The organism is Metabacillus dongyingensis (assembly GCF_019933155.2).
Taxonomy (GTDB): Bacteria; Bacillota; Bacilli; order Bacillales; family Bacillaceae; genus Bacillus_P; species Bacillus_P dongyingensis.
Genome location: NZ_CP082944.1, coordinates 2,380,846 through 2,402,884, shown reverse-complemented (window position 1 = coordinate 2,402,884; position 22,039 = coordinate 2,380,846). Strand labels below are relative to the sequence as shown.

The window sequence follows — 22,039 nt, the reverse complement described above, 5'->3', positions numbered from 1 at the left end:
CCGTTTACTCTGACAGAGCCGGTTTCAAAGACGAATACTGACGCTCCATCTCGTTTAGTTTTTCAACACGCCGCCTAAACTCTTCCTTGGTACTGAATTCTGCTTTCAAGAAACTCTCCAGTAATTCCTCCACAATAACCGGACCGATAATTTGTGCACCTACGCACATTACGTTTACATCGTCATGTTCTACACACTGATGCGCGGAATAGATGTCGTGGCAGACGGATGCACGAATACCTGGAATCTTATTGGCAGCAATACATGCTCCCACACCTGTACCGCATACCATTACAGCTCTATCAGCCTCTCCGGATAGCACTGCTGCACATACTTCACTAGTGATATCAGGGAAATCTACAGGATTGCTATCAAATGATCCGTAATCCGTTACCTCGTGTCCGAATTTTTTTAAAGCGCTTACAACTGTCTCCTTAAGTGGATAACCTGCATGGTCTCCTCCGACTGCGATTCTCATATCTCCGCCTCCAAATATTTTATATTTAACTGCCAGCAGCACTTTTTGTTAATAAATTTACTTCAAGACTTAAAACTGTTGATTTTTAAGTTAATCGTTTAACAATTAACGAATGGTATAATGCGAAGAAACTAGATATCAAGTTTTGGGTTTTCGGAATTAGATCAATAAATTATCACTAAACTGCACGGATTCACCGTTAAACATGTTATCTTCAGTGCAGCCACATGAACGACGGACGATTAGTGACGTGTCTAAATACATGATTTCCCGCTTCACTTGCTTTTTAATAATTCTGGCCAGCATTAATTTGGCAGCTTGGACACCGAGTTCATAAGCAGGCTGTTTTACAGTTGTAATAGGCGGCTCAACGATCTGTGCCCAGCTAGAATCATCATAACCGAGGACTGCTACTTGATCTGGAATAGAAAGACCTGCTTCCTTTAAATATTTATATGCTCCAAGCGTCATCGAGTTATTTGAAATAAACACAGCATCCGGTTTCATTTCCTGTTCCATCAGCTCTTTCATCTTAATGTAACCGCTCTCAATATCGAAATTGCCTACTTTTACAAGCTCATCCGACTCGGTGATACCATAATCTTCCAGTGCTCTCCTGTAGCCAATCAACCGGTCTTTACCGGTACTGATTGAAGTTGGTCCAGTAATGATTGCGATATGATCGTAGCCGTGCCGGATCAAATGCTCCGTTGCGGAATACGCGCCCTTAATATTGTTAGTCATAATCACATCCGAGATCATAAAATCAGGGCACCTATTAAGAAAAACAATCGGAACTCCCGTTTTATTCATTGAATGAAAATATTCGCCCGTGTTTCCTGCGGATGATACGATTAAACCATCTACTCTTTTGCCAATCAGTACTTTGAGATATTTATCTTCTTTCTCCACGGACGAATCCGTGTTGCAAAGCAGAAGGCTGTAGTCGCTTTTTGATATTTCTTCTTCAATCCCGCGAACCATAAGAGAGAAGAAGGGATTTGCAATATCGGTTATCAGCAGCCCTATCGTGCGAGATTCCCTTACACGAAGGCTTTTGGCTACTATGTTAGGCTGATAATTCAGTTCCTGGGCCGCTTTGTAAACTTTGTCTTTAACCTCTTCGCTTACATTTTTCGTTTCATTTAATACATTTGATACGGTAGCTGTTGAAACTCCTGCCAATCTTGCTACCTCTTTAAGGGTTGCCCTCTTCATCTAACAGTTTCACCTCCTTTTAATCGATTAACTTGATTATATTCAGAATTTTCATTATTGTCAATTAACGATTTGGAATCTTTACTGGTTACAAAGGTAAAGGTTAAATAGAATCACTCCTCTGTATTTAAATAATTAAAAAAATCCACACGCAATTACGCGTATGGACGAAGTGATCTGTTGGTAAATTTTAAAAAACACACTTATTATTAAGATAATCTTCCAGCAATATGATAAGACCATTCTTTTCCTTAAAAGTTCAATTCTAATTAAATTATTGTCTGGAAGTCTTATTAAGAAATCCTGTAATTGCCTTTACAACAAGGTCATGATCTTCTTCCTGGGTTAAGCCGGAGACAGTGATGACTCCAATTACTCCTGATCCTTCCGTTATAATAGGAAACGCTCCTCCATGAACTGCATACTCAAAAGGACTGGCTGAATAAAAATCAAAATAGGATCTGTCTTTCAACTGATTGTAAAGCATCATATAATAAGAACTATGATGATGACGTAAGACAACATTTGATTTTTTCTTAATCCATTCATCTTGATCAGGTGATGTACCATCCATCCCATAATGAAATACTGTTTGTCGATTTTTAATGATATTTACTGCAACAGATTTATTTATTTTCTTGGCAGATTCAATGATAAACAATCCTATGTGCCATGCATCTTCATTAGAAAAGCTTTTAAAAATAAGTTCTTCTTCCTGCTTTTTAACTTCCTCTAACTTAGCTTGCAAAGTACCATATTCCATATTGATCCCTCTTTAAGATTATTTTTAAAAATAAGCTTTAATCGATATATACAGCTTTCTTTTCTTTACTGCTTTTAAAGGCAGCATCAATGATTTTAATGACAGATAGCCCCTCATTTGCAGTGACAGGAGCAGTTTTTCCCTCAAGTATACTTTTGGCAATTTCTTTATAGTAGGAAACATAAGATCCATGCAGGGTTTGAATTGTTTTATGCTCCTCTTTATCTCCATCAAACCTGACAAGCTGACCGTAAAATTGCGGCTGATCTGCTCCCCAAGAGTTATCTAGAGGCTTTTTGCCCTCCTTGAGTGCAGCTTCCTGACCATCAAGCCCGTATTTTATAAAGCTGCCTTTACTTCCGTGCACCTGAAAACGCGGTCCGTTAGTCGGGACGATTGAACCGGAATGCAAAATGACTCGCAGCTTTTCATATCCTAAAATAACATGGAAATAATCATCCGTTTCTGCATTCTCTCTTTGAGCGAAAACATCTGCTATTACAAATTGCGGCCATCCAAATAAATGCAGGGCTTGGTCAATTAGATGTGAACCTAAATCATAAAGCATGCCAGCTCCAGGACCTTGCTTTTCTCTCCATCTATCTCTTACAGCTGGTCTGAAGCGATCAAAATGAACCTGATAGGTATTGATTTCTCCAAGCACCCCATCATTTACAAGCTTCTTGACAGTCAAATAATCATTATCCCATCTTCTGTTATGATAAACACTTAGTAACAGCTTCTTTTCATCAGCAATCCTAATAAGATCTTCTGCTTCCCATGTTTCCACCACCATGGGCTTTTCCAAAATAACATGTTTTCCAGCCATTAAACTTTGTTTAGCCATTTCGTAATGCAAACCGCTCGGTGTTGTAATAACTGCTAAATCAATGGATGCATCTTCTAGAACTTCTTCTAAACTGCTTACTACCACCACATCTTTCAAATCCTGATGCACTTTTTCCAAATTGGAGCTGACTACTTTTGTAATTTCAAATTGTTCTAAAACACTTAATAATGGTGCATGAAATGTAGCCCCTGATAGTCCATATCCTATTAAACCAACTTTAATTTTTCTCATCCTATAAACCCTCACTTTTTTCATCTTCAGCAACAACTAAAAGAATATTGTTCTCTGTAATTTTGTCTTTCACTTCTTCATCGGGATATTTATCTGTAATAATCACATCAATATCCGTCATATCACAAACCTTATGTAAAAATTCCTTTTCGAACTTCGAATGATCCGCAAGCATTATCACTTGTCTTGCACAACTCATCATTTTTTTCTTCAAAAAAGCTTCATTTTCATCTGGAGAGGTAACTCCCTCAACGCTGATTCCGCATGCACCCAGAAATAATTGATCTACTTTAAAATCATCCAGTGTTTTGATTGTTCTGGGTCCTGTTACATTTCTGTTTTTCGAATTGAATCTTCCAGGAAGCAAAAAGCTTTGAATATTTGAATACTCTCCTATTACATCAACTATATCGATGGAGTTTGTAATCACATTCACATGTTTGTTTCCAATGCACTTCGCTATTAAAGCAACAGTTGAAGATGTATCCATCAACAAATCATGATTTTCGTGTATCAACAATGACGCACTCTTTGCAATTCGTTCTTTTCCTGCGGTTGCTATTCGTTCTTTGTAATCAATTAAATGCCGGTTGGCAGATGGAAGTGTTGCTCCTCCTTTAATCCTTATAATATCCCCTCGTTCTTCAAGTTTGACAAGATCTCTTCTGGCTGTATCTTTTGAAACACTTAATTTTTCACATATTTCTTCGATTGTAATGCTTTTATGAGAAGACAAATACGTTTTTATCGCTGTCAGCCTTTGTTCTTGATACATAGTCTAGAGCTCCTTTAAAATCTTCTAAATCTATTATATATAGATCGATATCCAAAAAGCCAGAAAAAACTTAAAAAACTTAATTAAAATAATTATTTTAAGGTATTTCAGCAACAAACAGAAAATTAATATTTGAGGAATTTGTGCAAGTATAAAAAAAGGGAAACACAAATTAGACATGTCCAAAGTGTGTTTCCCTTTATTAAAGATTAATTAACAAAAGTACTATGCGCCGCAATCGCCAGCGATAATTTAAGTACATTTCTTCGCAAACTTCAATATTAAGATAAATCTGATGTTAATCTGTGCTTACCACAATGAAGACATTTAAATAAATGTCCAACAATATAAGAATTCAAGGCATTTTTAAGGTCACCCTGCTCCAGATTATACTTTGTTGCTTCTATTGTTAAATCATTGTGGATCTCTGGCTCGAGGTGACTAACTCTTTCCCAATCTACTATTCCTATATAGGCACAAAAGTCATTACAGTGTTCTAACCAGGGTATTTCTTGCCACGATAGAATTGAAGGAGTTCTTAAATGAAGTTCCTCAACTTTATTATCATCTTTAAAAGAGATTGGATATTGATAATTGAAAGATACATCATATTCCTCCCCTGCTTTCCCAGATGCAATGCATTGAACACATATGACTTCTAAGTCACTTTCTCCATAACAGCCCTCATTAAAGAAAGAACTTTCTTGGTTACATACCTCGCATATATCTTTATAGAAAGATATACATCCACTTTCATATACGTGAGGATGATATTTAAAATAAGGGAGCTGATGGATAACCTTAAACTCATCTATTATATTTTCAAGTTCAAGGAGACTAATTATATTCTTTTTATCCTCAGTTTTCTGATAGATAGTAAATTTTGTTGTATCTTCATTCAGTAGTTTAATTATTTTCTTTATGTGGATAATCTTGTTATATTCAGTATCAAATACTTTATAAACTTTAGTTTTGTTACTAACAGCTCTCCTAAATAATTCGAAATCTTCGGTAGATATGAATTTACTTACCTTAGAAAAGAATGTCCCCTTCTGATTATTATTCAATTCTGCTAAGTCAACTTCTAAAATTAAGCTATAGGACATTTAAGGTTTCCTTTCTGCACCGAAATCCACTGTTCTTTAGCATTAAATTCTTTTTGCTGCTTAAAATCAAGAGCTTAACTGTAAATAGGTACCCAGAAAAAGGATAAGTTTATCTATTTAAATTATGTAGATGCTCCTGCTCCTCCGCCGTCACTTGAACTTCTGCGTTTTTCAATTGCATTGACGCCCATGACAACAGCTATCAATTCTTCAGTAAGAAAAAAATCCGAATAATTCCTCAGTTCGTACGCAGCTGCTTGAAAAATTCCACTTACTTTTTTGAATGTCGCCACTGTTGCTTTATTCCCATCGAGTATAGTGTATTCTTTTGAGAAAGCTGGTGACTCAATCTCAAATCTGCCGCAATTTGTTGTATAATTATAACGCTTAGCGAAGAATGAAAATGAAGCTTTTATCTCGCCCAATTCCTTCCCATTCGGCTGTTTAATTGTCCATTTGCCAGATAAAAACGGAAAGCTGCCTTCAACAATGACTTCGCCTTTTTCATTCTCCACACTCACACTTGAAGTGAATGCACTTTTCAAATCGAGTTTTCCAAGCTTTTCTTGTGATTCATTATAAATATCAGTTCTGCCGGAAGAAAAAAATTGATCAGTGAAGTATACGCATTTATCCATGTCTAACACCCCTTTATTATATATACGAACGGAGCATTGCACATGTTTCAGACTTTTTTTGTAAAAGAGCGCCACATTGTTCAAGATCCTCCTGGAGCACCACCCTTAAAATTGTTTCACTCAACTCACAATTCTTCTTTAACTAACCCACCTATTAGTTTAAGTACATTACTTACAAAATCAAAACTAATTAAGCTCTTTAATATAAAAGAAGGTATTACCCCTGATGAAGTAATACCTAGTTGATTTTAATGCAGTATTTATTTAATGATTACAGGTAAGACTTTCACGAAGGAAGATTTAGTTGCCACGATACTCCAAACCGATCATTTAGCCAACCAAACCTTTGACTAAAACCATAATCACCAATTGGCATAAGTGCCTGTCCACCTTCGATAAGTTTCTGATAAAGGTTGTTTATTTCTTCTTCAGTATCACAAGTAATAAAAATTGAGAATGAAGGAGTAAAGGAAAACTGATGCTTCAGATTACTGTCAATGCACATAAATTCTTGCCCTTTTAAGGAAAAAGCACCCTGCTTTACAGTTCCTTCGTCTCCAGCTTCATTCGCTCCATAGCGAACAATACTCGTAATTTCTGAATCATCAATGATTGATATGTAATAATTCATCGCTTCTTCTGCTTTACCATCTTGAAACATTAAAAATGGTGTAACTTTTCCCATTAAAAATCATCTCCTTTAGTTACTTAATTAAAGCCTTCATTAATTAATATATGAATATACGTTAGGTGACTTTAATTTAATAATGACATTACATAAAATATAATTCAATCCGAGTCATACTTCTTCTTCAATTAACTTGCCCTTCACTTCAAGAAGAAGAGGCGACACTTTAAGCAGTCGCCCCTATTAATGGAGTAACACACTACGAATTCAAGTGCATCGATTTGATGGAAAACATTCAATAAATAAAATAATATATTATAAAATAGCTGATGAAAAACAAAATAGAACCAACTAAAAATGGACTTATAATCAAATAAGGTTCTTCACGCTTGAGTTGATAACTTCCTGCCATCGCCCCGAAAACGGAGTATTCAGAGTAGTTAGATAAGAAATCCCCTGAAGAACTTATTAGAAAAGCAATAAAAATGAATAAACAGGAACCGAAGAACATTGTTTCTGGAAAACGAGTATCCCATATAACTATTGTCCCAGTAATTAATAAAGACTCAATTACCAATGTTACTAAGACAAAAAAAATGTACTTCTTCATTTTACCCCCCCGTTATAATTGAATTATTTATAATACGTAATTCAATTATAAAAAGGTTCATTTTTCTAACACAAAAAGAAAGGCGAGGCAAGATTTCCCTTCACCCGACTTTCCAGCTTTAATCTACATATTTCTTCTTCAAAGAATCAGATCCAATACCACCAATAACCATCAATGAAAATGGTAAAAAACTCGCTGCAATTCCGATATCTTTCAAAATTGTAATTTCAGTTCCAACAAATTTATTTAGAGCAAATATAATGAATTTAGACACTAACAAAAATGCCCCTAGCACGAACATACAATCAAAAAACACTTTCCACTTTGGATACTCTAACTGCTTACTATCTCGAATTATTTTTTCTTTCAATTCATCGTCACTCCTTAATAATTCATCGATTGAAATACCAAATAAATCACTCAATTGAATGATTACCTCAATGCTTGGATAATTTTTTCCTGTTTCCCACTTGGACACTGATTGGCGGCTCACATGAATTTTCTCTGCAAGATCATTTTGAGACCAATTTCTTTTTTCTCGTTCTTGTTTTAATCGTTCGCTAAAAATCATAATCTTTTCATCGCCCTTTCTTACTACTAGTATTATAAGATAAATTATGCAAAGTAAAGATAGTAATAAGCGCATCACGCGCAACTTATGCGTGCACTTCAAAAAATCTTGATTTATCAAGGTTTCTTCATCTGATTACTGCCCGATTATCAACAGAGCTGACTAAAAAGAAAGCTGTTGCAAGGTTTCAATATCAAGACATAATTTGTAAAAATTCATTAAAAATAAAGGGTGATAAATATTAGACATGTCTAATATCTATCACCCTCTTACGTCTTTTTCCACAAACGCCACCTTTAACGGAATAACATAATCTTTGGTTTCAATCTTTTATAAAACCCCACATCCAATTCGACTCACCTTCAGTTCTTTTTTGGCTGATCCAACACTTTTGTAATTTTATATTAGCCTATACATTTGAATAAGAAGAGAATAATCCGACAAACAGCAGTAGCATTATCAAAATTTTTTCATGAGAATATTTTCACCTAGGCGTAAGTATTATAAAAGAATTTCCTTTAAAACGAATGAGGGCAATTGGATTTTCAACAATTGCCCCCGATTGTGGAATAAGTTAAATTCAACAAGCTCATCCATTATTGTAAGTTTCTTTGGCAAGTGAAATTACATTAGTTATAAATGGAGCTTTTGCATTTGTATATCCAACTCGATCGCATTTATAACGCACAGATAAATCCTTTTTAATTCATTATATTGAAGCTTTATATCTGAATTGTCTATTAAGTAATTTCGAAAAAAAATATTATTAATCCAGAACTCACTCTTATATTCATAAATATGTAAATGATGAGTACCAGTTCTCCCCTGGCCTTTTCTAAAAAAACATCTTCCAGTAAATCCCACATGAAAAACATATTCGTATTCTAATTGCTTTAGTGGGTTCTCTTCTTTTTATAGGTCCTCACTTCTTTTTCTTTATGTTTTTATAGCAAATAAAAACCCCATAACAGGCAGCTAAACTCATGATTATTTTCCCTTGAACACTTACTGTTGTGACTTGATAAACAGCATATGACTCCATAAGCAATGCCGGTAATTTACCTATTGTGCTCCCAAGGAAAAAAACTATGACAGAAACACTTCCAATTGCTGAGAAAAAGGTAACAATTCCAGATGGAATAAAAGGCATAATTCGTAATGATAAAATCAGTAAAAATGCATCAAAGCCTTCAATATGCATAAGAGAGTTTACACGTGGATACTCTTTTAACTTTTCATGGGATAACCTTTTAAATCCTTTGCGGTATAAATAAAAAGCAATTAAAGCACCTAATGTTTCACCAATAAAAGATAGTAATGTTCCTTGCCAAAATCCAAAAAAAGTAAGGTTAGCAGCAGTGACAAACACACTTGGCACTACACCTGCAATAGAAACAATAATGTTTATAAGGATACTTATAGTAATTGCCATAGAAGAGTAGTTTTCTAAAATCTGAACCAATTCTTCTTGCACTGTGACGTCACCTCAATGTATTGAACTATTAGTTATGTTGTATTTGTTATTCTATCAGTTATTTTTCTCGCAATTTCATTTTTTTTAGTATGTTTTGTGAATACGTGCACTACGGATTAATTACAAATAAAAAAGACCTGAATTGGCCTTTTCTAGTTTGTTTCGTTTTGATAGCCTCATTATATTTTTCTAGATAACTCTTCTTTGTATAAATAAGCTACTGAAAAAAATAGTCCAGTAATGAAAAATGAAAAGGTTATTGCAGAAACTCCTATACTTGCTACACTAATCATTGTGGTCAGGAAAGTGAATATAACTTTAAGGAGTTGGATCAGATGGCTGGAAGAAACAGCAATCGTAATGACTTATAAGTACCTGGAGCGCAGCAGGCTATTGATCAAATGAAGTATGAAATTGCTCAGGAGTTTGGTGTTAACCTAGGTGCAGAGACAACGTCACGCGCTAATGGTTCAGTTGGCGGAGAAATTACGAAGAGATTAGTACAATTCTCTCAAAAAGGTATGGGCGGAAGATTCTAAAACAAAGTTTAGCTGCTGATACAACAAAAAAGAGCGAGATCACAATATGATCAGTGCTCTTTTAAAGATAATTTATCTTTTAAGGTCAATGAAACAGCAAACCCCCTACAATCTTTATTATTAAATGTTGTAGGTTCTTTTGCGCAGTTTGAAAGAGAGATAATAGTTGAACGAACATCTGAAGGTAGAAAAAGATGTGCGGAAGATTGCAGAAATTTAGTAGCTGGATGAAGTGGGAAAAGGAGTAAGAGATCTTTCTTACTCCTTTTTTGTTTTGGTTTTGAGTAACGCAATTGGTCAGTGACCACTGTGATTTCCTGCACTCGAAAGTTCACTTTCTGTTACCCATTTGTGATTTTTCACTGGCTCTCCACCAGTAGTTGGGGTGAAATCGACCATGTAAACGGTAGTCTGTTCAGCAGTATCAATGGTTGCTTTGGCCCCTTTCATCCCTTTCATATGGTCGGCATTTAAATCGGCTTCATCCCCAGGTTTTAGAAGGGTATCACCGGCATCTTTTATCTCCTCGTGTATGACCCATTTATGATTTTTTACAGGATCGCCACCTGTTATAGGGGTGTAGGAAACAGCGTAGACAGTTGTATCAAAAGCACCGGAAATGGTTGCTTCAGCCCCTTTCATGCCACCCATATGGTCCGATTGAATGGTTGCAGTGCTACCAACTTCATATTTAGGATTTGCTGCTTCTTTTAACCCTTCGGGGATTTCACCTGTACTAGAGTGGTTCATCTCTGAATGGTTTGTTTCTTCTTCTTTTGGCTCCTTATTTTTGCTTTCATTGTTTTCACGGTCTGCAATGTTACCGCATCCACTTAAACCAATAATAGTAGCCACACCAAGAAATAATAGTTGTTTTTTCATTGTTTTTTTCACTTCTCCTTATTAGTATTAGCACCTTCCAGATGAGGAGAGATTAGCATGTAATGGTTTCGCAGACTAACTCTCGATACATCAAGTTTACACAACAATTATGTAGAACTTATGAAGATGGCAGGCTGACAACCTTGATTTTCTGGAAAGCATTTTGGAATATTACGAGTTATAGAGAATTCATCTTCCAATAAGAAAAAGGCAGGTTAACCTGCCTTTTATCCTCTAGCGTTTGGGAAGTCGAACAAAAACAGACGTTCCTTTTCCTAATTGACTCTCTATCCATACTTCACCATGATGAGCTTCGACTAAACGTTTTACAATTGCTAACCCGATACCGCTTCCGCCCGTGTTACGGCTCCGCGAACTATCTTCTCTGTAAAAACGGTTAAATACTTTGCTTTGTGAATCTGTTTTTATTCCGGAGCCGTTATCTTCTACTACAATAAGTACAGATTTCTTTTCCTCTATAGCCGAAACACTGACTTGTCCATCAGATGCAGTATATTTTAAGGAATTGGATAAAAGATTGAAAAATACTTGTTTCATTCTCTCTTCATCGAAGGGGAAATCTAACCCTCCTGAAAGCTTTGTTTCTAACTTAATATTCTTTTGAAGGAATGCCCCGCTCACAGTTTCGATACAGTGTTCAATTGTTTGTTTCAAATCATGCTGTCGGAAATTCATGCGAAAATCAGGTGACTCAATGGTATTTAACTGCTCGAAGTCGTGAATCAGGTGGATGAGACGATTAATTTCCTCTGTACAACTCCTAATTCGCTCAGGCGTTGGTTCCCAAATTCTATCTTCAAAAGCCTCCATATGGCTCTTTAAGGTAGCTAAAGGCGTTCGAAGCTCATGTGCAATATCGGCTGTCATGCTTTTTCGTATTTTTTCTTGTCTTTCTAGTTCAAATGCTAATAGGTTCAGTGATGAACCTAACTCACTCACTTCATCATTACCAGGTATATGTATTCGGGTTGCCCAATCGCCTTTAGTCATTTTTTCTGCCGCCCTTCGCATCTGAAGGAGAGGGTCGGACAGTTTTTTGGCTACAAAGTAACTAATGATAATCACTAAGATGATAGCTCCGGCAGCTGTAAAAAAGATGGATTCCAGCATTGCTCTTTCCAAATGGCTGCTTAAAGGATCCATATTTTGATTCATGGAGGATTCGTGTTGAAACATCTTAAAGTGATAGTGAATTTCCAAAGCATAAACTATGCTGGCAAGAATTAAGACAGACGTGGTGGTTATAGTGAAACTAATAGCCAGGCGAGCATGTAGTCCTTTCATCATGATTTTTCTCCCATGAATTTGTAGCCTATGCCATAAACAGTAATCAAGTAAATAGGTTCTTTTGGGTTTGGCTCAATTTTATGGCGTAAATTCTTTATATGTTGGTCAATGATTCGAGCTTCGCCTTCATAATCATAACCAAGGACTTTTTCTACTAAATCTTCTCTGGTATATGTTCTCCTAGGATATCTGGCTAACACAAGCAGCAGCTTATACTCACTAGGTGTGAGATTAATGGTTTCGCCGTGAAATGAAGCTTCCTGATTAGCTGTATCGATGACTAATTCTTCATTATTAAATGCGATTCTCTCCGCTAAAAGTAAATCCTCATTTGTGCGTCTTAATATGGTCTTAACTCGCATAATCAGTTCTCTTGGGCTAAAAGGCTTCACCATATAATCGTCTGCTCCTATTGAGAGCCCATGTATTTTATCATTTTCCATAACCTTTGCCGTAAGCATTAAAATAGGTATTGAAAATTTTCTTCTTATAATCTCGCAGACTTCTTCTCCCGACATATCAGGCAGCATTAAATCAAGAATCATAAAATCAGGCAGTTCGTTATTTACGATTTCAATTGCCTCAGTTCCATTACGTGCCTCCAAGGCACAGTATCCTTGATTTTGCAGGTAAGAAGATATGACCTCTCTAATTTTTTGTTCATCATCCACAACTAAAATTTTAGTCTTTTTCAATTACTACACCTCCGAAAATTCACTGTCTTCATGATAAAGAATGATATCATTATTAAATTTATTACGAAATGTTTTAGATGAAGTTCTCATTCCCAAAGAAAAATTAATGAAGAAAATAGAAAAAACAACATTAAAGGTAAGAGGAATGTCATGTGTACATTCGCAGTTAGTCACAGCTCCGGCTAACAATCGAGCAGCAAAAGATCCGGTATGAGAATATTGATTAGTGATAGTTGCGTTAGAACCACCCTACGGTGAAAGGGAACCTGTTTCAAAACTTCCATTTATTATACGATTTTCTATTGTCACTCCAATAACTCCTTTATTGTAATTACTATTAGTTTATTTTCATGTTAGAGGAGTGACAGTGCTCTTTCATTAGGATAACTAATTACCACAAAATTCAATTTTTCAGTTTTTTACTTAGAGTAACAACAAACTAGAAGACAGCGTCTTTTAATAAAAGGCTTTGTTAAGTAGTATTGTTGTTTTTCAGGTATAAAATTTGGGAACGTCCGATTTGGACGTTCCCGTCCTTATTCCATTAAAGCCCCCGATTGTTGAATAAAAGATTTCAAGATATCACCTAGTCTGCTTTTTAAAATCATCAATAATTTCTACAACTTCAATTTTTCCGTTAACTAAAAGCTCAGGTAGAAACATGATATTAATGTTGTGGCTGAAGGGATTACCGAAGAGGAAATGGAAATCGATTTAATGATAAGAACAGCATCAGGAGAAAGTTTTGAGAATGTTAAACAAACTGTAACTAATGCTATTAAAAAGGCTCTTAAAGAAAATGACATTAAAGTTTTTAAAATTGATATAAAAGAAGAACCAGAATGGTAACACGGAGAGCTCAAGTTGAGTTCTTTATATTTAACCATGAGATCCTACAAGTCTACTTTTTAGTAAAAAAACAACCGTATATCGGTTGCTTTTTTTGTGTTCTCTTTATAATTCAAGTGTTACTCCATTAAAGACCCCGATTGCGGAATAGCTCATGCTTTATTCATAAGATTATCTCCCAACAAAACGATCGAAATAGGTAAAAGCGTATGTATCAAACATACGCTTTTACCTTTGAAAGTGATAAGGAAGTCAATATGGGCTGGAGGCACCAGAGATACTTGCGTTCTCTTACTATAAAATATGACTTAAAACCAAAAAGGTTTGGACAACTGTTGAGGAAAGAGTGGATATTAGAAAAGATAGGGAAAGTTAATCACTAATTCCTAATTTCAAACCCCAAATACTTTATATAGCTGGACATATGCTGTTACTTTTTTGTGAAAATCATAAAATACCCAGAGTGTCTGTCCAATCATTCTCAATTTTTCCACATAATTTGGTATTAGCTTATATTGGGGGGGAGGAATCTTAAATGAGTGATTATGGTGGCAGAAAAGACAACAATTTCGCGTTAATTGTCGTACTATTTGTATTGTTAATTATTGTAGGTGCTTCTTTCATGAAGGACTTCTACTAAAAACCGTTTAGATTTACAAAAAACACCTGGCTTTCAGTTAAGCTAGGTGTTTTTTGATTTAATGTGGGGAAGAGGAATTTTTGCTTATATAGGTTTTAATTAAAACGACTCGTCTTACATGAATACTCCATACAAAAATTAATTTACATAAACATAATTATCGGCATTAAAAAAGGATCTTCAAATGATATTATCCCCTTATAGTAGACAGTAAAAAGAAAGGTTTGTACTGTTTATTTTGGAGGGGATTTTATCATGGGGAAAATTAGAAAGACTTATACAAAAGAGATTAAATTAAAAGCAATTAATTTGTACATAAATGATATGGGCATTAGATCAATTTCTAAAGAGTTGGGTATAGGATATACAACTATCCAAAGATGGATATCTCATTATAAAAGTGAAGGAGTCCAAGGCTTAGAGGAAAAAAGAGGAACATCACGTAGCCAGTTTAAAGGTAGACCTAATAAAGATTATGAAAGTGAGGCAGAAAAAATAAATCGATTAGAAGCAGAAAATGCCTTTCTAAAAAAGCTCTTAGCTGCGAAAAGGGGGATGTTAAAAGAAAAGAAAAATCGTTAGTATATAAAATAATCCATGAACTTAAAAAACAATTTAGTATCATCACCTTATGTAAAATAGCAGGTGTTTCAAAGAGTGGTTATTATAAATGGTTTAAACGCCAAAATAACACTTCAAAAAAAGAGCTGGAAGATCAATCAATTGTAACAAAAATTATTAAATGCCAACAAGATCCTGATATTAATTGGAGTTATGGTTATCCAAGAATCAAAACTTGGTTAAAAAAGACCTACGGTCTAAGAGTTAATCATAAAAGAATTTATCGTTTAATGAAGAGATATGGAATTCAAGCAAAGATACGAAAAAAGAAGTGGAGGCACTTTGGACGTAAAGAAAAATGTGTCGTCTCTGATAACTATTTAAACAGAGAATTTTCAGCTACACGCCCAAATGAAAAATGGGTGACAGATATAACCTGTCTCAAATTTAATGGAAAGAAAATCTATTTATCTACAATATTGGACCTTTACAATAATGAGGTTGTTTCGTATAAGATAAGTGAAAGAAATGATCTTAAACTAGTAACTGACACTTTAAAATCAGCCATAAAAAAAAGAGATGTCAAAGGACTCCTATTGCATAGCGATCAAGGATTTCAGTACACCTCAATAAGATATAACCAACTATTAAAAAGAAGCAATATAAACGTAAGTATGTCCCAAAAGGGAAATTGTTTTGATAATGCTTGTATAGAGAGTTTTTTTAGCCACTTTAAAACAGAATGTTTTTACCGTTCTCGATTCAAGACTTCAAAAGAAGTAACAACAGCAGTAAGAAAATATATCAAGTTTTATAATAATAAACGTTTTCAAAAGAAATTAAACAACCTCAGCCCTACTGAATTTAGGGCTACGGCTGCTTAATTAGTGTACCCTTTTTTTCATTGTCTACTTGACGGGGGTAAGACCAAACGAAGATCCTTTTTGCTGCTTGTTTAATTAAAGCGCCCGATTGAGGAAGATCAGTATCTGTAAATGATCACATATAAATCAAAAAAACCAATCTTCCGGTACCTTATGAAAAAAAGTTAAGCCATATTTAAATACAAATCCCCTTTAAATTAATAAAGGGGATTTATTTTATCTATCTTAATCATGAGTTAAATAAATAGGAATGAAAGACAAACCATCTTCTTTTCTTGCTATTTTAGCATCTTCTGCATTTAAAGCCTGAACTTCACTAAGCATACCAGATGTTTGTGATATGGAAACTTCTAAAACCTTTGAATTTTCATGATTTTTCACTTTTCCTATTACAGTTCTATCAATTGAAAATTCTTTTGGAAATTTTTCAAGATATAAATCCATTTCTTTCATTTCATCATTCGACAGTTGTTCTGCTGTAAATCCATTTTCAGCTAACAATGCGTCTATATTTGGTTTTTCATTACCTTCCGCTTGTTTTTCTATAGTTCCACTCTTATTTAATGGTATTTTAATATCATCACCAACTTCAAGAATGCAGTCTTGGCGATCCTTAACCGGAGCAAAAATCATTATATATTCGTCCTTTGCTCCCTCTACTTCACCCTTACTAAAAATTGGCTCCACTTTTTCGGCTGCTGATTTCAAAAATATACCAGATTTTTTATCGTCAACGATATAACCGTATTTTTTATCTATTTTCCTTGCATTAAGGAATTTATGTTCCAATTTGCTCATTACTCTACCTTGACCTCCATCCTTATCCGGTATGGGGTCCCTGTCAGGTGTAGGTGTAGAAACGACAACTCTTGTTTCTAGCTGTGAAAACTCTACCTGTTTAATCTTGTATGTTTCTTTTTCAAAAGTGAATTCTTTATTTATTTCTACGGTTTCTCTTTCTGAGATGGCAGATTTATCGAGCTTAATATCGAGTGGCCAAATCGTTTGAACTTTACTAGTACCGTTGGCATCATATATTGTCAAATTTTGAATTTCTAAACGAATGTCTTGATCTTCATATTCTTTTATTGATTTAAAAGATAATGCTTCAGCCACTTTGTTTTCTTTACTATCGTAATACCTGCTTCCCCAACCCACATTGTCTAATTTTTTTTGTTCATTTCCAACAATCAGGTTAATCGAAGTTACACCTTCAAAAATATCGAGATAATAGTTCTTTAAATTTGTCTTTTTACTTTGAAAAGTCAGTAACAGCTTTGTCTCTTTATCATCCGTCATCACACTCTCAAAATGCACTGTTATATCATGTTTTTCATCATAAAATGTTTGATCAACAGCTTGACCATACCCCTGGGTAATTGCAGTCCTAACACCTGTATCATCAATATGTTTACTCGAAAATATTTTATCATAAACCTCTTGAATAACTGCTAATGCGGGTGTGAAAATAAATGTCGAAACAATAATCAAACACACTACTATAGCTAATGAAAATCTTTTGTAAAGAGTACTTCTTTTGTTAAAGGTGCTGACATTTACCTTTTTGCTATGTGTTGATATACTAGAGTACTTATTTCTCTCATTAGATTCCAAATTTTCAATATCAACTAAAATTCGGTTTTTTAGTTCTTGTTTTTTTGTTTTATTCCACATTAAATCGGAATTTAGCTTTTTTAAGGGATTATCAAACTCAGTATCTTCGTATTGCTTCTTCATTTAAAAATCCCTCCTTTATTAATTGTTTTTTTAGAACTGGTATCGCCCTAAAAAGCGTTGATTTAACCTTACTTTCAGACCAACTTAAAATCTTTGCGGTATCCTCTATAGAAAAACCCTTGATCTTTCTTAAAACTATCACTTTTCTATATGTATCTTTGATTTCACCTAACGCTTTATAAAATTCAAATGAGTTCTCTTTAATTTTAATAATCTCTTCAGGCAATAGATTATTGTCTTTTTGTGAAAGAAAAAATTCTTTAAAGAATATGCTTGGCTTGCGCTTTCTTAAAAAATCCACCGTTAGATTGTGAGCAATACTAAATAACCATGTTTTTTCACTTGAGTGATTTTTAAATGAATCATAATATAAATATGCTTTAACAAACGTATCGTGGGTTAAATCTTCTGCTTGTTGATAGTCCTTAACCATCAATAAAATAAAGGTTAAAATCGATTTACTATGTTGATCATACCAATCTGCAATTTCTTCTTTTCTGTACTCTGACAATAAAATCCCCCCTCCTTTTCTTAATGTTCAATACTTAGACGTAATAACAAATCAAAAGTTGTGTTTTTGAATTTTTTTAAAAAAAATTATCTTAGTTTAACAAGGCCCCAAGTTTCAAATGTATACTCTATACAAATCTAGTTAACATAATCGTTCCTAGAGGAAGTTGGAAAAAAGAAAACCCCTTGATTTATAAGGGGTTTTTCACTGTCCGGATTTATCATTTTTTCACGTTTTGAGGCGACACTTATTAAGTAATCGCCCCCGATTGTGGAATATCGTTTATGTTGTCTTATCGAAGAATAGCGCCCTTTAACGGAAGTATGGATTTGATTACATTGTTGGGGGTTCCATACCAAATTTAGCCCATTCTTCTTTTGAAGGGCCATATATACCTGGAACATTTAATCCTGCTTGACGCATAAGAACAGTCATTTGTCCTCGATGGTGACTTTGATGCTGAAGTAAGAACATCAAAAGAGAACCATTTGGCATTTGTCTACCCAAAAAGTTGATATGTTCTCCTAAAGTTTGGTCCCTCCATTGAGTTTCTAAAGCTTGTACAAATGCTTCACTGGCTTTCCTATAACTACATGCTATAAACTTAGCTGAATCAGGGACTGGCCAATCTTCTGCTTGGGCTTCAAATCTTAATTTTGTGTTTGAAGTAATGATATGAATGGACGCAACTGTATGCCAAGCAATACGTCCTAAATTCCAGTTCTGTGAAGTAATTTCCTGCTTTAGTGACTCATCAGTTAGATTATTCAGTAGGTTCTGTGTGGCTCCAGATTCGTACTCCCAGGATTTTAAAAAATGGTTTAGGTCTTGGAACATAAAAATCCTCCAATTTTGTTATAAATAATAGTTTCGCCAAATCTTGTATATTCCCTTCCAATTTATTAAAGTGTCTATATGGTCATATTAGTTTAACTTAAAAAGACTTACTCAAGAATATGGCCCGATTGCTGATCAAACTCTTGAAACCACTCTTCAACTATGTCTGCCCTTTAATAGAGTAACTAATATTTCCATTTCTACATAATTGTCCAAAATCCTTCCTTAAGTATATTAAAGAAAAAGAATATCGTTAGCCGGCAGAACCTAAAAAAAATGAGAATGGTTCTACAGAATTATTGGAAGTTGGTCAAAAAGCTAAGAATGATACAGCAACGGCAGAACTGTTCAAGATTAAGCAAGTTAATGAAACGGTTGATATTGCCCCTTTAAAGATTACAGTGAAAGACGTTAAAGTCATTAAACTTACAGACATAGATCCAACATTTGCGGAAGATATTGCTTTAAATGCTGATACTACTTCAGAAGAGATTAAAGACGGATTCTCATACATTCAATGCTGAAAATACAACAGAAGGTAACGTTGAATGGTATGATCTTATGAACGTTGTTACAGATAAAGGTGAACAGATTGACGGACAGATAAAAGATTTCTTCTTTGATGATTCAAAAACTGATTCAGTATTCATTGGCAAAGTGAAGAAAGATTATCAAGATGGCTTTATTATCAAGGATGCGTAAATCAATAAAGTGAAGTTGATATTTGGAAGTTCAATGAATGGTGATACCTACGAAGACATTACTGGACAGCAAACAGTTGAGTATACATTTGAATAATAAATATAAAAAGCTGAAGAGTTTCTTCAGCTTTTTTATTATGCTATCCAATGTTCAAAAGAAGGAATTCTTAAATATCCTTTTTGGGTCAAATTGCGGTATTTTACAACGCCTTTTAACTTCGGCTCAAGATAGATAAAATCATTGTTTTCGTTAACAACGTACTTTTGGTATTCAGCATATAGTTTCTTTCGGTCAGCCGGTTTCATAAATTCCATTATGCCTGCTGCTATATTATGAAGTTCTTTGAATTTAGAAGTTTCGTCATTATTTATCAAGACCTAAATTATATAAATCCTTAAAAATAAAGAGGAGCACATATTAGTCATGTATAATATGTGCTCTTCTTTTTATTCAATTAAAGCGCCCGATTGTTGAAGATCAAAGGCTGTTGTAGCTGGCTCGCACTTATTTAACTCTAGCCCCCTTTAGTATAAGTACAATTCTTCACATTCTAATTTTTTTGTTATCACAGAGAAAAAAATTGACACAATACTGTTTATGACAGCATACTGTTATTAACAGTATGCTGTCACCGAAAAATAATTTTTACATTAAAATTAGGAGGTTATATATTTCATGAAACATACAGGGAGACATACAGGTGCATTTCTTTTGCTGTTTTTAACAGAGGGAGATAACTATGGAGGGAAACTTCTGCAAAAATGTGAGGAAGAGCTTCCCATCAATCCAATTGATAGTTCCATATTATATCGCACACTAAAAAAATTAGAGGAAGAAGGTGCTGTTGAGTCTTATCTGGATACATCTGATCGAGATAAACCGATAAGGATGTACAGAATCACTACAGTTGGAAAAAGAAAATTAGAAGATTTTCAAATAGATATTGAAGAAAAAATTAAAAATTTATCGTTTTTCCTAGAAAAATATAAAGAATGGAATGCTCAAAATAATGATTAATGGAATTATTCTCTATACTATAGCCACTATTTATTTGGGTATTTCCTTCACAAAAGACAAACATAAAACAAAGGTAGCCTTATTAAGTTCATGGAAAATGTTTCGCAATGTTTTACCGGATTTATTAGCTATTATGCTTTTTGTTGGGCTAGCATTGTCTTTATTGACACCGTCCCTTATTTCTTCAATTATTGGCGAAAATTCTGGCTTACTAGGCATCATTTATTCAACAATCATTGGCTCAATTGCTTTAGTTCCAAGCTTTATCGTCTTTCCTCTCGGACATACATTAGTTCAAAATGGTGCTGCTCTTCCACAAGTAGCGGTATTAATGTCGACATTAATGTCTGTAGGACTTGCAACTTTATCTATGGAACAAAAAACTTTTGGACGAAGTTTTGCTTATGCACGAAATATTTCTGCCATAATAATGTCTCTTCTATTTGCATTGATTATTTGGGTGGTGATGACATGACAAAACTAAAAAGATATCGGTTCTTTCTCATTTTATTATTAGGGCTTCTTCTTATTGCATTTATGAATCAAGCTATTGCTATGAAAACAGTTCAGTTAACTGGCAAAAGTATTTTGGATATGTTATTCCTACTTCCTCCTATATTCATATTAGTGGGATTATTGGATCAATGGGTAAAGAAAGAATCACTCATTCGATATATGGGTGAAAAATCAGGTATATATGGTGTCTTCTTCACCTTATTATTAGCAACAGTAGCTGCAGGCCCTCTTTATATAGCCTTTCCAATTGCAGTACTTTTATTGAAAAAAGGAGCCAGTGTCCGCTATATAGTGTTTTTCTTAGGCGCTTGGTCAACAGTGAAATTGCCAGTTCTAGTATATGAATTCACTTCGTTTGGTTCTAAATTTACACTTATTCACATTTGTTTTGGCCTCGTGTTTTACTATTTAACAGGAATTCTTTTTGAAAAAATTTATGGCCAACAAAAGTTGTTAAAGTATGATATAACTAAGGAAGTATAGATTTAGATCAATAAGTCTTTAAGCCCCTCAATCCCAGATTATTTTGTAGCTGTAGCTTTTTAATTTATAATATTCCATTAGGAGCCGGACTTTTTACGGAAAAATACTTGGGAAATAACTAGGGAAATCAGTTGAAAAAACCTTGAGAGTATTCACTTGTCGCTGCTGGACTTGGCTCCAGAATTGCTCATGAATACAATCATTTTCTGTTAATCCTGCACCTACAACGGACTACTGTATGCAGCAAAAGATTAGAGGATACGGTATGTACTATATCCTCTTTTTAATTACCTTATTAAATAAAGCTTCTTCTGATTTATGAAGAAGCATTGGAGAAATGTACATAGAATCACCTAATTTTAATTCTAATCTTTACTGTTAAGTTAGTAACTAGTAGGTTCTTGGGTTCATGGAAAAAGAGGAAAGGCTTAAAAGGTGCTTTTATTATTTGATGCTTGTTTAACTAACGGGTAGTTTAAGTACAATCCTTCACAAAGTTAGAAAAAAAGCCGAACTCCACTTTTGGAAATCGGCTT

The 22,039-nt window shown here is 34.3% G+C and carries 29 protein-coding genes and 2 pseudogenes; 12 read left to right on the top strand and 19 right to left on the bottom strand.

Features of this window, described 5'->3' with window-relative positions; genetic code table 11:
* Nucleotides 1-4 precede the first annotated feature (4 nt).
* From rpiB to K8L98_RS11895, 7 genes are all read right to left on the bottom strand, one after another.
* Complete coding sequence (gene rpiB, locus K8L98_RS11925) at nt 5-478, bottom strand: ribose 5-phosphate isomerase B (protein ID WP_223442736.1); 474 nt, start codon at nt 476-478, stop codon at nt 5-7.
* A 159-nt stretch (nt 479-637) separates the two neighbouring features.
* Complete coding sequence (locus tag K8L98_RS11920) at nt 638-1,696, bottom strand: LacI family DNA-binding transcriptional regulator (protein ID WP_223442733.1); 1,059 nt, start codon at nt 1,694-1,696, stop codon at nt 638-640.
* 274 nt (nt 1,697-1,970) lie between these two features.
* Nucleotides 1,971-2,459, bottom strand: a complete 489-nt coding sequence (locus K8L98_RS11915; RefSeq protein WP_223442728.1) for a heme-degrading domain-containing protein — start codon at nt 2,457-2,459, stop codon at nt 1,971-1,973.
* Between the two features lie 37 nt (nt 2,460-2,496).
* The gene (locus K8L98_RS11910; RefSeq protein WP_275976753.1) at nt 2,497-3,540 is read right to left on the bottom strand and encodes an oxidoreductase; all 1,044 of its coding nucleotides are present in this window, start codon (nt 3,538-3,540) and stop codon (nt 2,497-2,499) included.
* A 1-nt stretch (nt 3,541) separates the two neighbouring features.
* Nucleotides 3,542-4,315 carry a DeoR/GlpR family DNA-binding transcription regulator gene (locus K8L98_RS11905; RefSeq protein WP_223442725.1) on the bottom strand — a complete coding sequence of 258 codons (774 nt, stop codon included), beginning with the start codon at nt 4,313-4,315 and terminating at the stop codon, nt 3,542-3,544.
* Nucleotides 4,316-4,596: 281 nt separating this feature from the next.
* Nucleotides 4,597-5,421: a CbrC family protein gene (locus tag K8L98_RS11900; protein ID WP_223442722.1), complete on the bottom strand. Its 825-nt coding sequence runs from the start codon at nt 5,419-5,421 to the stop codon at nt 4,597-4,599.
* A 122-nt stretch (nt 5,422-5,543) separates the two neighbouring features.
* Complete coding sequence (locus K8L98_RS11895; RefSeq protein WP_223442719.1) at nt 5,544-6,059, bottom strand: LURP-one-related family protein; 516 nt, start codon at nt 6,057-6,059, stop codon at nt 5,544-5,546.
* A 42-nt stretch (nt 6,060-6,101) separates the two neighbouring features.
* On the opposite strand from K8L98_RS11895, the gene K8L98_RS11890 reads away from it, so the two are divergent.
* The gene (locus K8L98_RS11890; RefSeq protein WP_223442716.1) at nt 6,102-6,305 is read left to right on the top strand and encodes a hypothetical protein; all 204 of its coding nucleotides are present in this window, start codon (nt 6,102-6,104) and stop codon (nt 6,303-6,305) included.
* Nucleotides 6,306-6,345: 40 nt separating this feature from the next.
* Here K8L98_RS11890 and K8L98_RS11885 read toward each other — a convergent pair whose 3' ends face one another.
* The 5 genes and pseudogenes from K8L98_RS11885 to K8L98_RS11870 all read right to left on the bottom strand — a co-directional run bounded on the left by K8L98_RS11885 (nt 6,346) and on the right by K8L98_RS11870 (nt 9,342).
* Nucleotides 6,346-6,744 carry a VOC family protein gene (locus K8L98_RS11885; protein ID WP_223442712.1) on the bottom strand — a complete coding sequence of 133 codons (399 nt, stop codon included), beginning with the start codon at nt 6,742-6,744 and terminating at the stop codon, nt 6,346-6,348.
* 238 nt (nt 6,745-6,982) lie between these two features.
* Nucleotides 6,983-7,297: a hypothetical protein gene (locus K8L98_RS11880; RefSeq protein ID WP_223442709.1), complete on the bottom strand. Its 315-nt coding sequence runs from the start codon at nt 7,295-7,297 to the stop codon at nt 6,983-6,985.
* Nucleotides 7,298-7,415: 118 nt separating this feature from the next.
* The gene (locus tag K8L98_RS11875; protein ID WP_223442706.1) at nt 7,416-7,868 is read right to left on the bottom strand and encodes a helix-turn-helix domain-containing protein; all 453 of its coding nucleotides are present in this window, start codon (nt 7,866-7,868) and stop codon (nt 7,416-7,418) included.
* 633 nt (nt 7,869-8,501) lie between these two features.
* A pseudogene (locus K8L98_RS26855) lies at nt 8,502-8,759 on the bottom strand (GrpB family protein); the annotation flags it as partial.
* 31 nt (nt 8,760-8,790) lie between these two features.
* Entirely contained in the window at nt 8,791-9,342 is a 552-nt protein-coding gene (locus K8L98_RS11870) for a TVP38/TMEM64 family protein (RefSeq protein ID WP_223442702.1), read from the bottom strand.
* Between the two features lie 335 nt (nt 9,343-9,677).
* Here K8L98_RS11870 and K8L98_RS11865 point away from each other — a divergent pair.
* Both K8L98_RS11865 and K8L98_RS11860 read left to right on the top strand, forming a co-directional pair.
* Nucleotides 9,678-9,881: pseudogene (locus K8L98_RS11865) on the top strand (small, acid-soluble spore protein, alpha/beta type).
* Between the two features lie 12 nt (nt 9,882-9,893).
* The gene (locus K8L98_RS11860) at nt 9,894-10,112 is read left to right on the top strand and encodes a recombinase family protein (RefSeq protein WP_338037041.1); all 219 of its coding nucleotides are present in this window, start codon (nt 9,894-9,896) and stop codon (nt 10,110-10,112) included.
* Nucleotides 10,113-10,178: 66 nt separating this feature from the next.
* Here the strand turns inward: K8L98_RS11860 and K8L98_RS11855 are convergent, their stop codons facing one another.
* From K8L98_RS11855 to K8L98_RS11845, 3 genes are all read right to left on the bottom strand, one after another.
* Entirely contained in the window at nt 10,179-10,763 is a 585-nt protein-coding gene (locus K8L98_RS11855; protein WP_223443347.1) for a YdhK family protein, read from the bottom strand.
* Nucleotides 10,764-10,997: 234 nt separating this feature from the next.
* Nucleotides 10,998-12,071: a sensor histidine kinase gene (locus K8L98_RS11850; protein WP_223442700.1), complete on the bottom strand. Its 1,074-nt coding sequence runs from the start codon at nt 12,069-12,071 to the stop codon at nt 10,998-11,000.
* A complete protein-coding gene (locus tag K8L98_RS11845) occupies nt 12,068-12,766 on the bottom strand; it encodes a response regulator transcription factor (protein WP_223442698.1) in 699 nt (232 codons plus the stop codon). Before K8L98_RS11845 ends, K8L98_RS11850 begins: the two co-directional genes overlap by 4 nt.
* A gap of 675 nt (nt 12,767-13,441) precedes the next feature.
* Between K8L98_RS11845 and K8L98_RS11840 the strand changes: the two genes are divergently transcribed.
* From K8L98_RS11840 to K8L98_RS11825, 4 genes are all read left to right on the top strand, one after another.
* Entirely contained in the window at nt 13,442-13,615 is a 174-nt protein-coding gene (locus tag K8L98_RS11840; RefSeq protein ID WP_223442696.1) for a hypothetical protein, read from the top strand.
* A 535-nt stretch (nt 13,616-14,150) separates the two neighbouring features.
* A complete protein-coding gene (locus K8L98_RS11835) occupies nt 14,151-14,255 on the top strand; it encodes a YjcZ family sporulation protein (protein ID WP_223442694.1) in 105 nt (34 codons plus the stop codon).
* Nucleotides 14,256-14,510: 255 nt separating this feature from the next.
* Entirely contained in the window at nt 14,511-14,837 is a 327-nt protein-coding gene (locus tag K8L98_RS11830) for a helix-turn-helix domain-containing protein (protein ID WP_223440851.1), read from the top strand.
* On the top strand, nt 14,759-15,700 hold the full coding sequence (locus K8L98_RS11825) for an IS3 family transposase (RefSeq protein WP_223443344.1): 942 nt from the start codon (nt 14,759-14,761) through the stop codon (nt 15,698-15,700). The genes K8L98_RS11830 and K8L98_RS11825 overlap by 79 nt, the downstream gene beginning before the upstream one ends.
* A gap of 225 nt (nt 15,701-15,925) precedes the next feature.
* Here the strand turns inward: K8L98_RS11825 and K8L98_RS11820 are convergent, their stop codons facing one another.
* The 3 genes from K8L98_RS11820 to K8L98_RS11810 all read right to left on the bottom strand — a co-directional run bounded on the left by K8L98_RS11820 (nt 15,926) and on the right by K8L98_RS11810 (nt 18,785).
* Nucleotides 15,926-17,437: a DUF4179 domain-containing protein gene (locus tag K8L98_RS11820; protein ID WP_223442692.1), complete on the bottom strand. Its 1,512-nt coding sequence runs from the start codon at nt 17,435-17,437 to the stop codon at nt 15,926-15,928.
* Nucleotides 17,412-17,948 (bottom strand): RNA polymerase sigma factor, encoded by a 537-nt coding sequence (locus K8L98_RS11815; protein WP_223442691.1) that lies wholly within the window; start codon nt 17,946-17,948, stop codon nt 17,412-17,414. Before K8L98_RS11815 ends, K8L98_RS11820 begins: the two co-directional genes overlap by 26 nt.
* A 333-nt stretch (nt 17,949-18,281) precedes the next feature.
* Nucleotides 18,282-18,785, bottom strand: coding sequence for a DinB family protein (locus K8L98_RS11810; protein WP_223442689.1), 504 nt, complete (start codon nt 18,783-18,785; stop codon nt 18,282-18,284).
* A gap of 299 nt (nt 18,786-19,084) precedes the next feature.
* Here K8L98_RS11810 and K8L98_RS11805 point away from each other — a divergent pair, with 299 nt between their 5' ends.
* Together K8L98_RS11805 and K8L98_RS11800 are read left to right on the top strand one after the other, a co-directional pair.
* Nucleotides 19,085-19,309 (top strand): hypothetical protein, encoded by a 225-nt coding sequence (locus K8L98_RS11805; RefSeq protein WP_223442687.1) that lies wholly within the window; start codon nt 19,085-19,087, stop codon nt 19,307-19,309.
* Complete coding sequence (locus K8L98_RS11800; protein ID WP_223442685.1) at nt 19,254-19,487, top strand: hypothetical protein; 234 nt, start codon at nt 19,254-19,256, stop codon at nt 19,485-19,487. The genes K8L98_RS11805 and K8L98_RS11800 overlap by 56 nt, the downstream gene beginning before the upstream one ends.
* 134 nt (nt 19,488-19,621) lie before the next feature.
* Here the strand turns inward: K8L98_RS11800 and K8L98_RS11795 are convergent, their stop codons facing one another.
* Nucleotides 19,622-19,801 (bottom strand): hypothetical protein, encoded by a 180-nt coding sequence (locus K8L98_RS11795; protein ID WP_223442683.1) that lies wholly within the window; start codon nt 19,799-19,801, stop codon nt 19,622-19,624.
* A gap of 361 nt (nt 19,802-20,162) precedes the next feature.
* Here K8L98_RS11795 and K8L98_RS11790 point away from each other — a divergent pair, with 361 nt between their 5' ends.
* The 3 genes from K8L98_RS11790 to K8L98_RS11780 are packed head-to-tail and all read left to right on the top strand — an operon-like array spanning nt 20,163 to nt 21,503.
* On the top strand, nt 20,163-20,504 hold the full coding sequence (locus K8L98_RS11790; protein WP_223442681.1) for a PadR family transcriptional regulator: 342 nt from the start codon (nt 20,163-20,165) through the stop codon (nt 20,502-20,504).
* Complete coding sequence (locus K8L98_RS11785) at nt 20,497-20,979, top strand: hypothetical protein (protein ID WP_223442678.1); 483 nt, start codon at nt 20,497-20,499, stop codon at nt 20,977-20,979. Before K8L98_RS11790 ends, K8L98_RS11785 begins: the two co-directional genes overlap by 8 nt.
* A complete protein-coding gene (locus K8L98_RS11780; protein ID WP_223442675.1) occupies nt 20,976-21,503 on the top strand; it encodes a permease in 528 nt (175 codons plus the stop codon). Before K8L98_RS11785 ends, K8L98_RS11780 begins: the two co-directional genes overlap by 4 nt.
* Nucleotides 21,504-22,039 lie beyond the last annotated feature (536 nt).

Coding starts and splice junctions, on each gene's coding strand:
- rpiB (WP_223442736.1), bottom strand. CDS start 478: ATGAGAATCGCAGTCGGAGGAGACCATGCAGGTTATCCACTTAAGGAG.
- K8L98_RS11920 (WP_223442733.1), bottom strand. CDS start 1,696: ATGAAGAGGGCAACCCTTAAAGAGGTAGCAAGATTGGCAGGAGTTTCA.
- K8L98_RS11915 (WP_223442728.1), bottom strand. CDS start 2,459: ATGGAATATGGTACTTTGCAAGCTAAGTTAGAGGAAGTTAAAAAGCAG.
- K8L98_RS11910 (WP_275976753.1), bottom strand. CDS start 3,540: ATGAGAAAAATTAAAGTTGGTTTAATAGGATATGGACTATCAGGGGCT.
- K8L98_RS11905 (WP_223442725.1), bottom strand. CDS start 4,315: ATGTATCAAGAACAAAGGCTGACAGCGATAAAAACGTATTTGTCTTCT.
- K8L98_RS11900 (WP_223442722.1), bottom strand. CDS start 5,421: ATGTCCTATAGCTTAATTTTAGAAGTTGACTTAGCAGAATTGAATAAT.
- K8L98_RS11895 (WP_223442719.1), bottom strand. CDS start 6,059: ATGGATAAATGCGTATACTTCACTGATCAATTTTTTTCTTCCGGCAGA.
- K8L98_RS11890 (WP_223442716.1), top strand. CDS start 6,102: ATGTTTCAGACTTTTTTTGTAAAAGAGCGCCACATTGTTCAAGATCCT.
- K8L98_RS11885 (WP_223442712.1), bottom strand. CDS start 6,744: ATGGGAAAAGTTACACCATTTTTAATGTTTCAAGATGGTAAAGCAGAA.
- K8L98_RS11880 (WP_223442709.1), bottom strand. CDS start 7,297: ATGAAGAAGTACATTTTTTTTGTCTTAGTAACATTGGTAATTGAGTCT.
- K8L98_RS11875 (WP_223442706.1), bottom strand. CDS start 7,868: ATGATTTTTAGCGAACGATTAAAACAAGAACGAGAAAAAAGAAATTGG.
- K8L98_RS11855 (WP_223443347.1), bottom strand. CDS start 10,763: ATGAAAAAACAACTATTATTTCTTGGTGTGGCTACTATTATTGGTTTA.
- K8L98_RS11850 (WP_223442700.1), bottom strand. CDS start 12,071: ATGATGAAAGGACTACATGCTCGCCTGGCTATTAGTTTCACTATAACC.
- K8L98_RS11835 (WP_223442694.1), top strand. CDS start 14,151: ATGAGTGATTATGGTGGCAGAAAAGACAACAATTTCGCGTTAATTGTC.
- K8L98_RS11830 (WP_223440851.1), top strand. CDS start 14,511: ATGGGGAAAATTAGAAAGACTTATACAAAAGAGATTAAATTAAAAGCA.
- K8L98_RS11820 (WP_223442692.1), bottom strand. CDS start 17,437: ATGAAGAAGCAATACGAAGATACTGAGTTTGATAATCCCTTAAAAAAG.
- K8L98_RS11810 (WP_223442689.1), bottom strand. CDS start 18,785: ATGTTCCAAGACCTAAACCATTTTTTAAAATCCTGGGAGTACGAATCT.
- K8L98_RS11800 (WP_223442685.1), top strand. CDS start 19,254: ATGCTGATACTACTTCAGAAGAGATTAAAGACGGATTCTCATACATTC.
- K8L98_RS11795 (WP_223442683.1), bottom strand. CDS start 19,801: ATGGAATTTATGAAACCGGCTGACCGAAAGAAACTATATGCTGAATAC.
- K8L98_RS11790 (WP_223442681.1), top strand. CDS start 20,163: ATGAAACATACAGGGAGACATACAGGTGCATTTCTTTTGCTGTTTTTA.
- K8L98_RS11785 (WP_223442678.1), top strand. CDS start 20,497: ATGATTAATGGAATTATTCTCTATACTATAGCCACTATTTATTTGGGT.
- K8L98_RS11780 (WP_223442675.1), top strand. CDS start 20,976: ATGACAAAACTAAAAAGATATCGGTTCTTTCTCATTTTATTATTAGGG.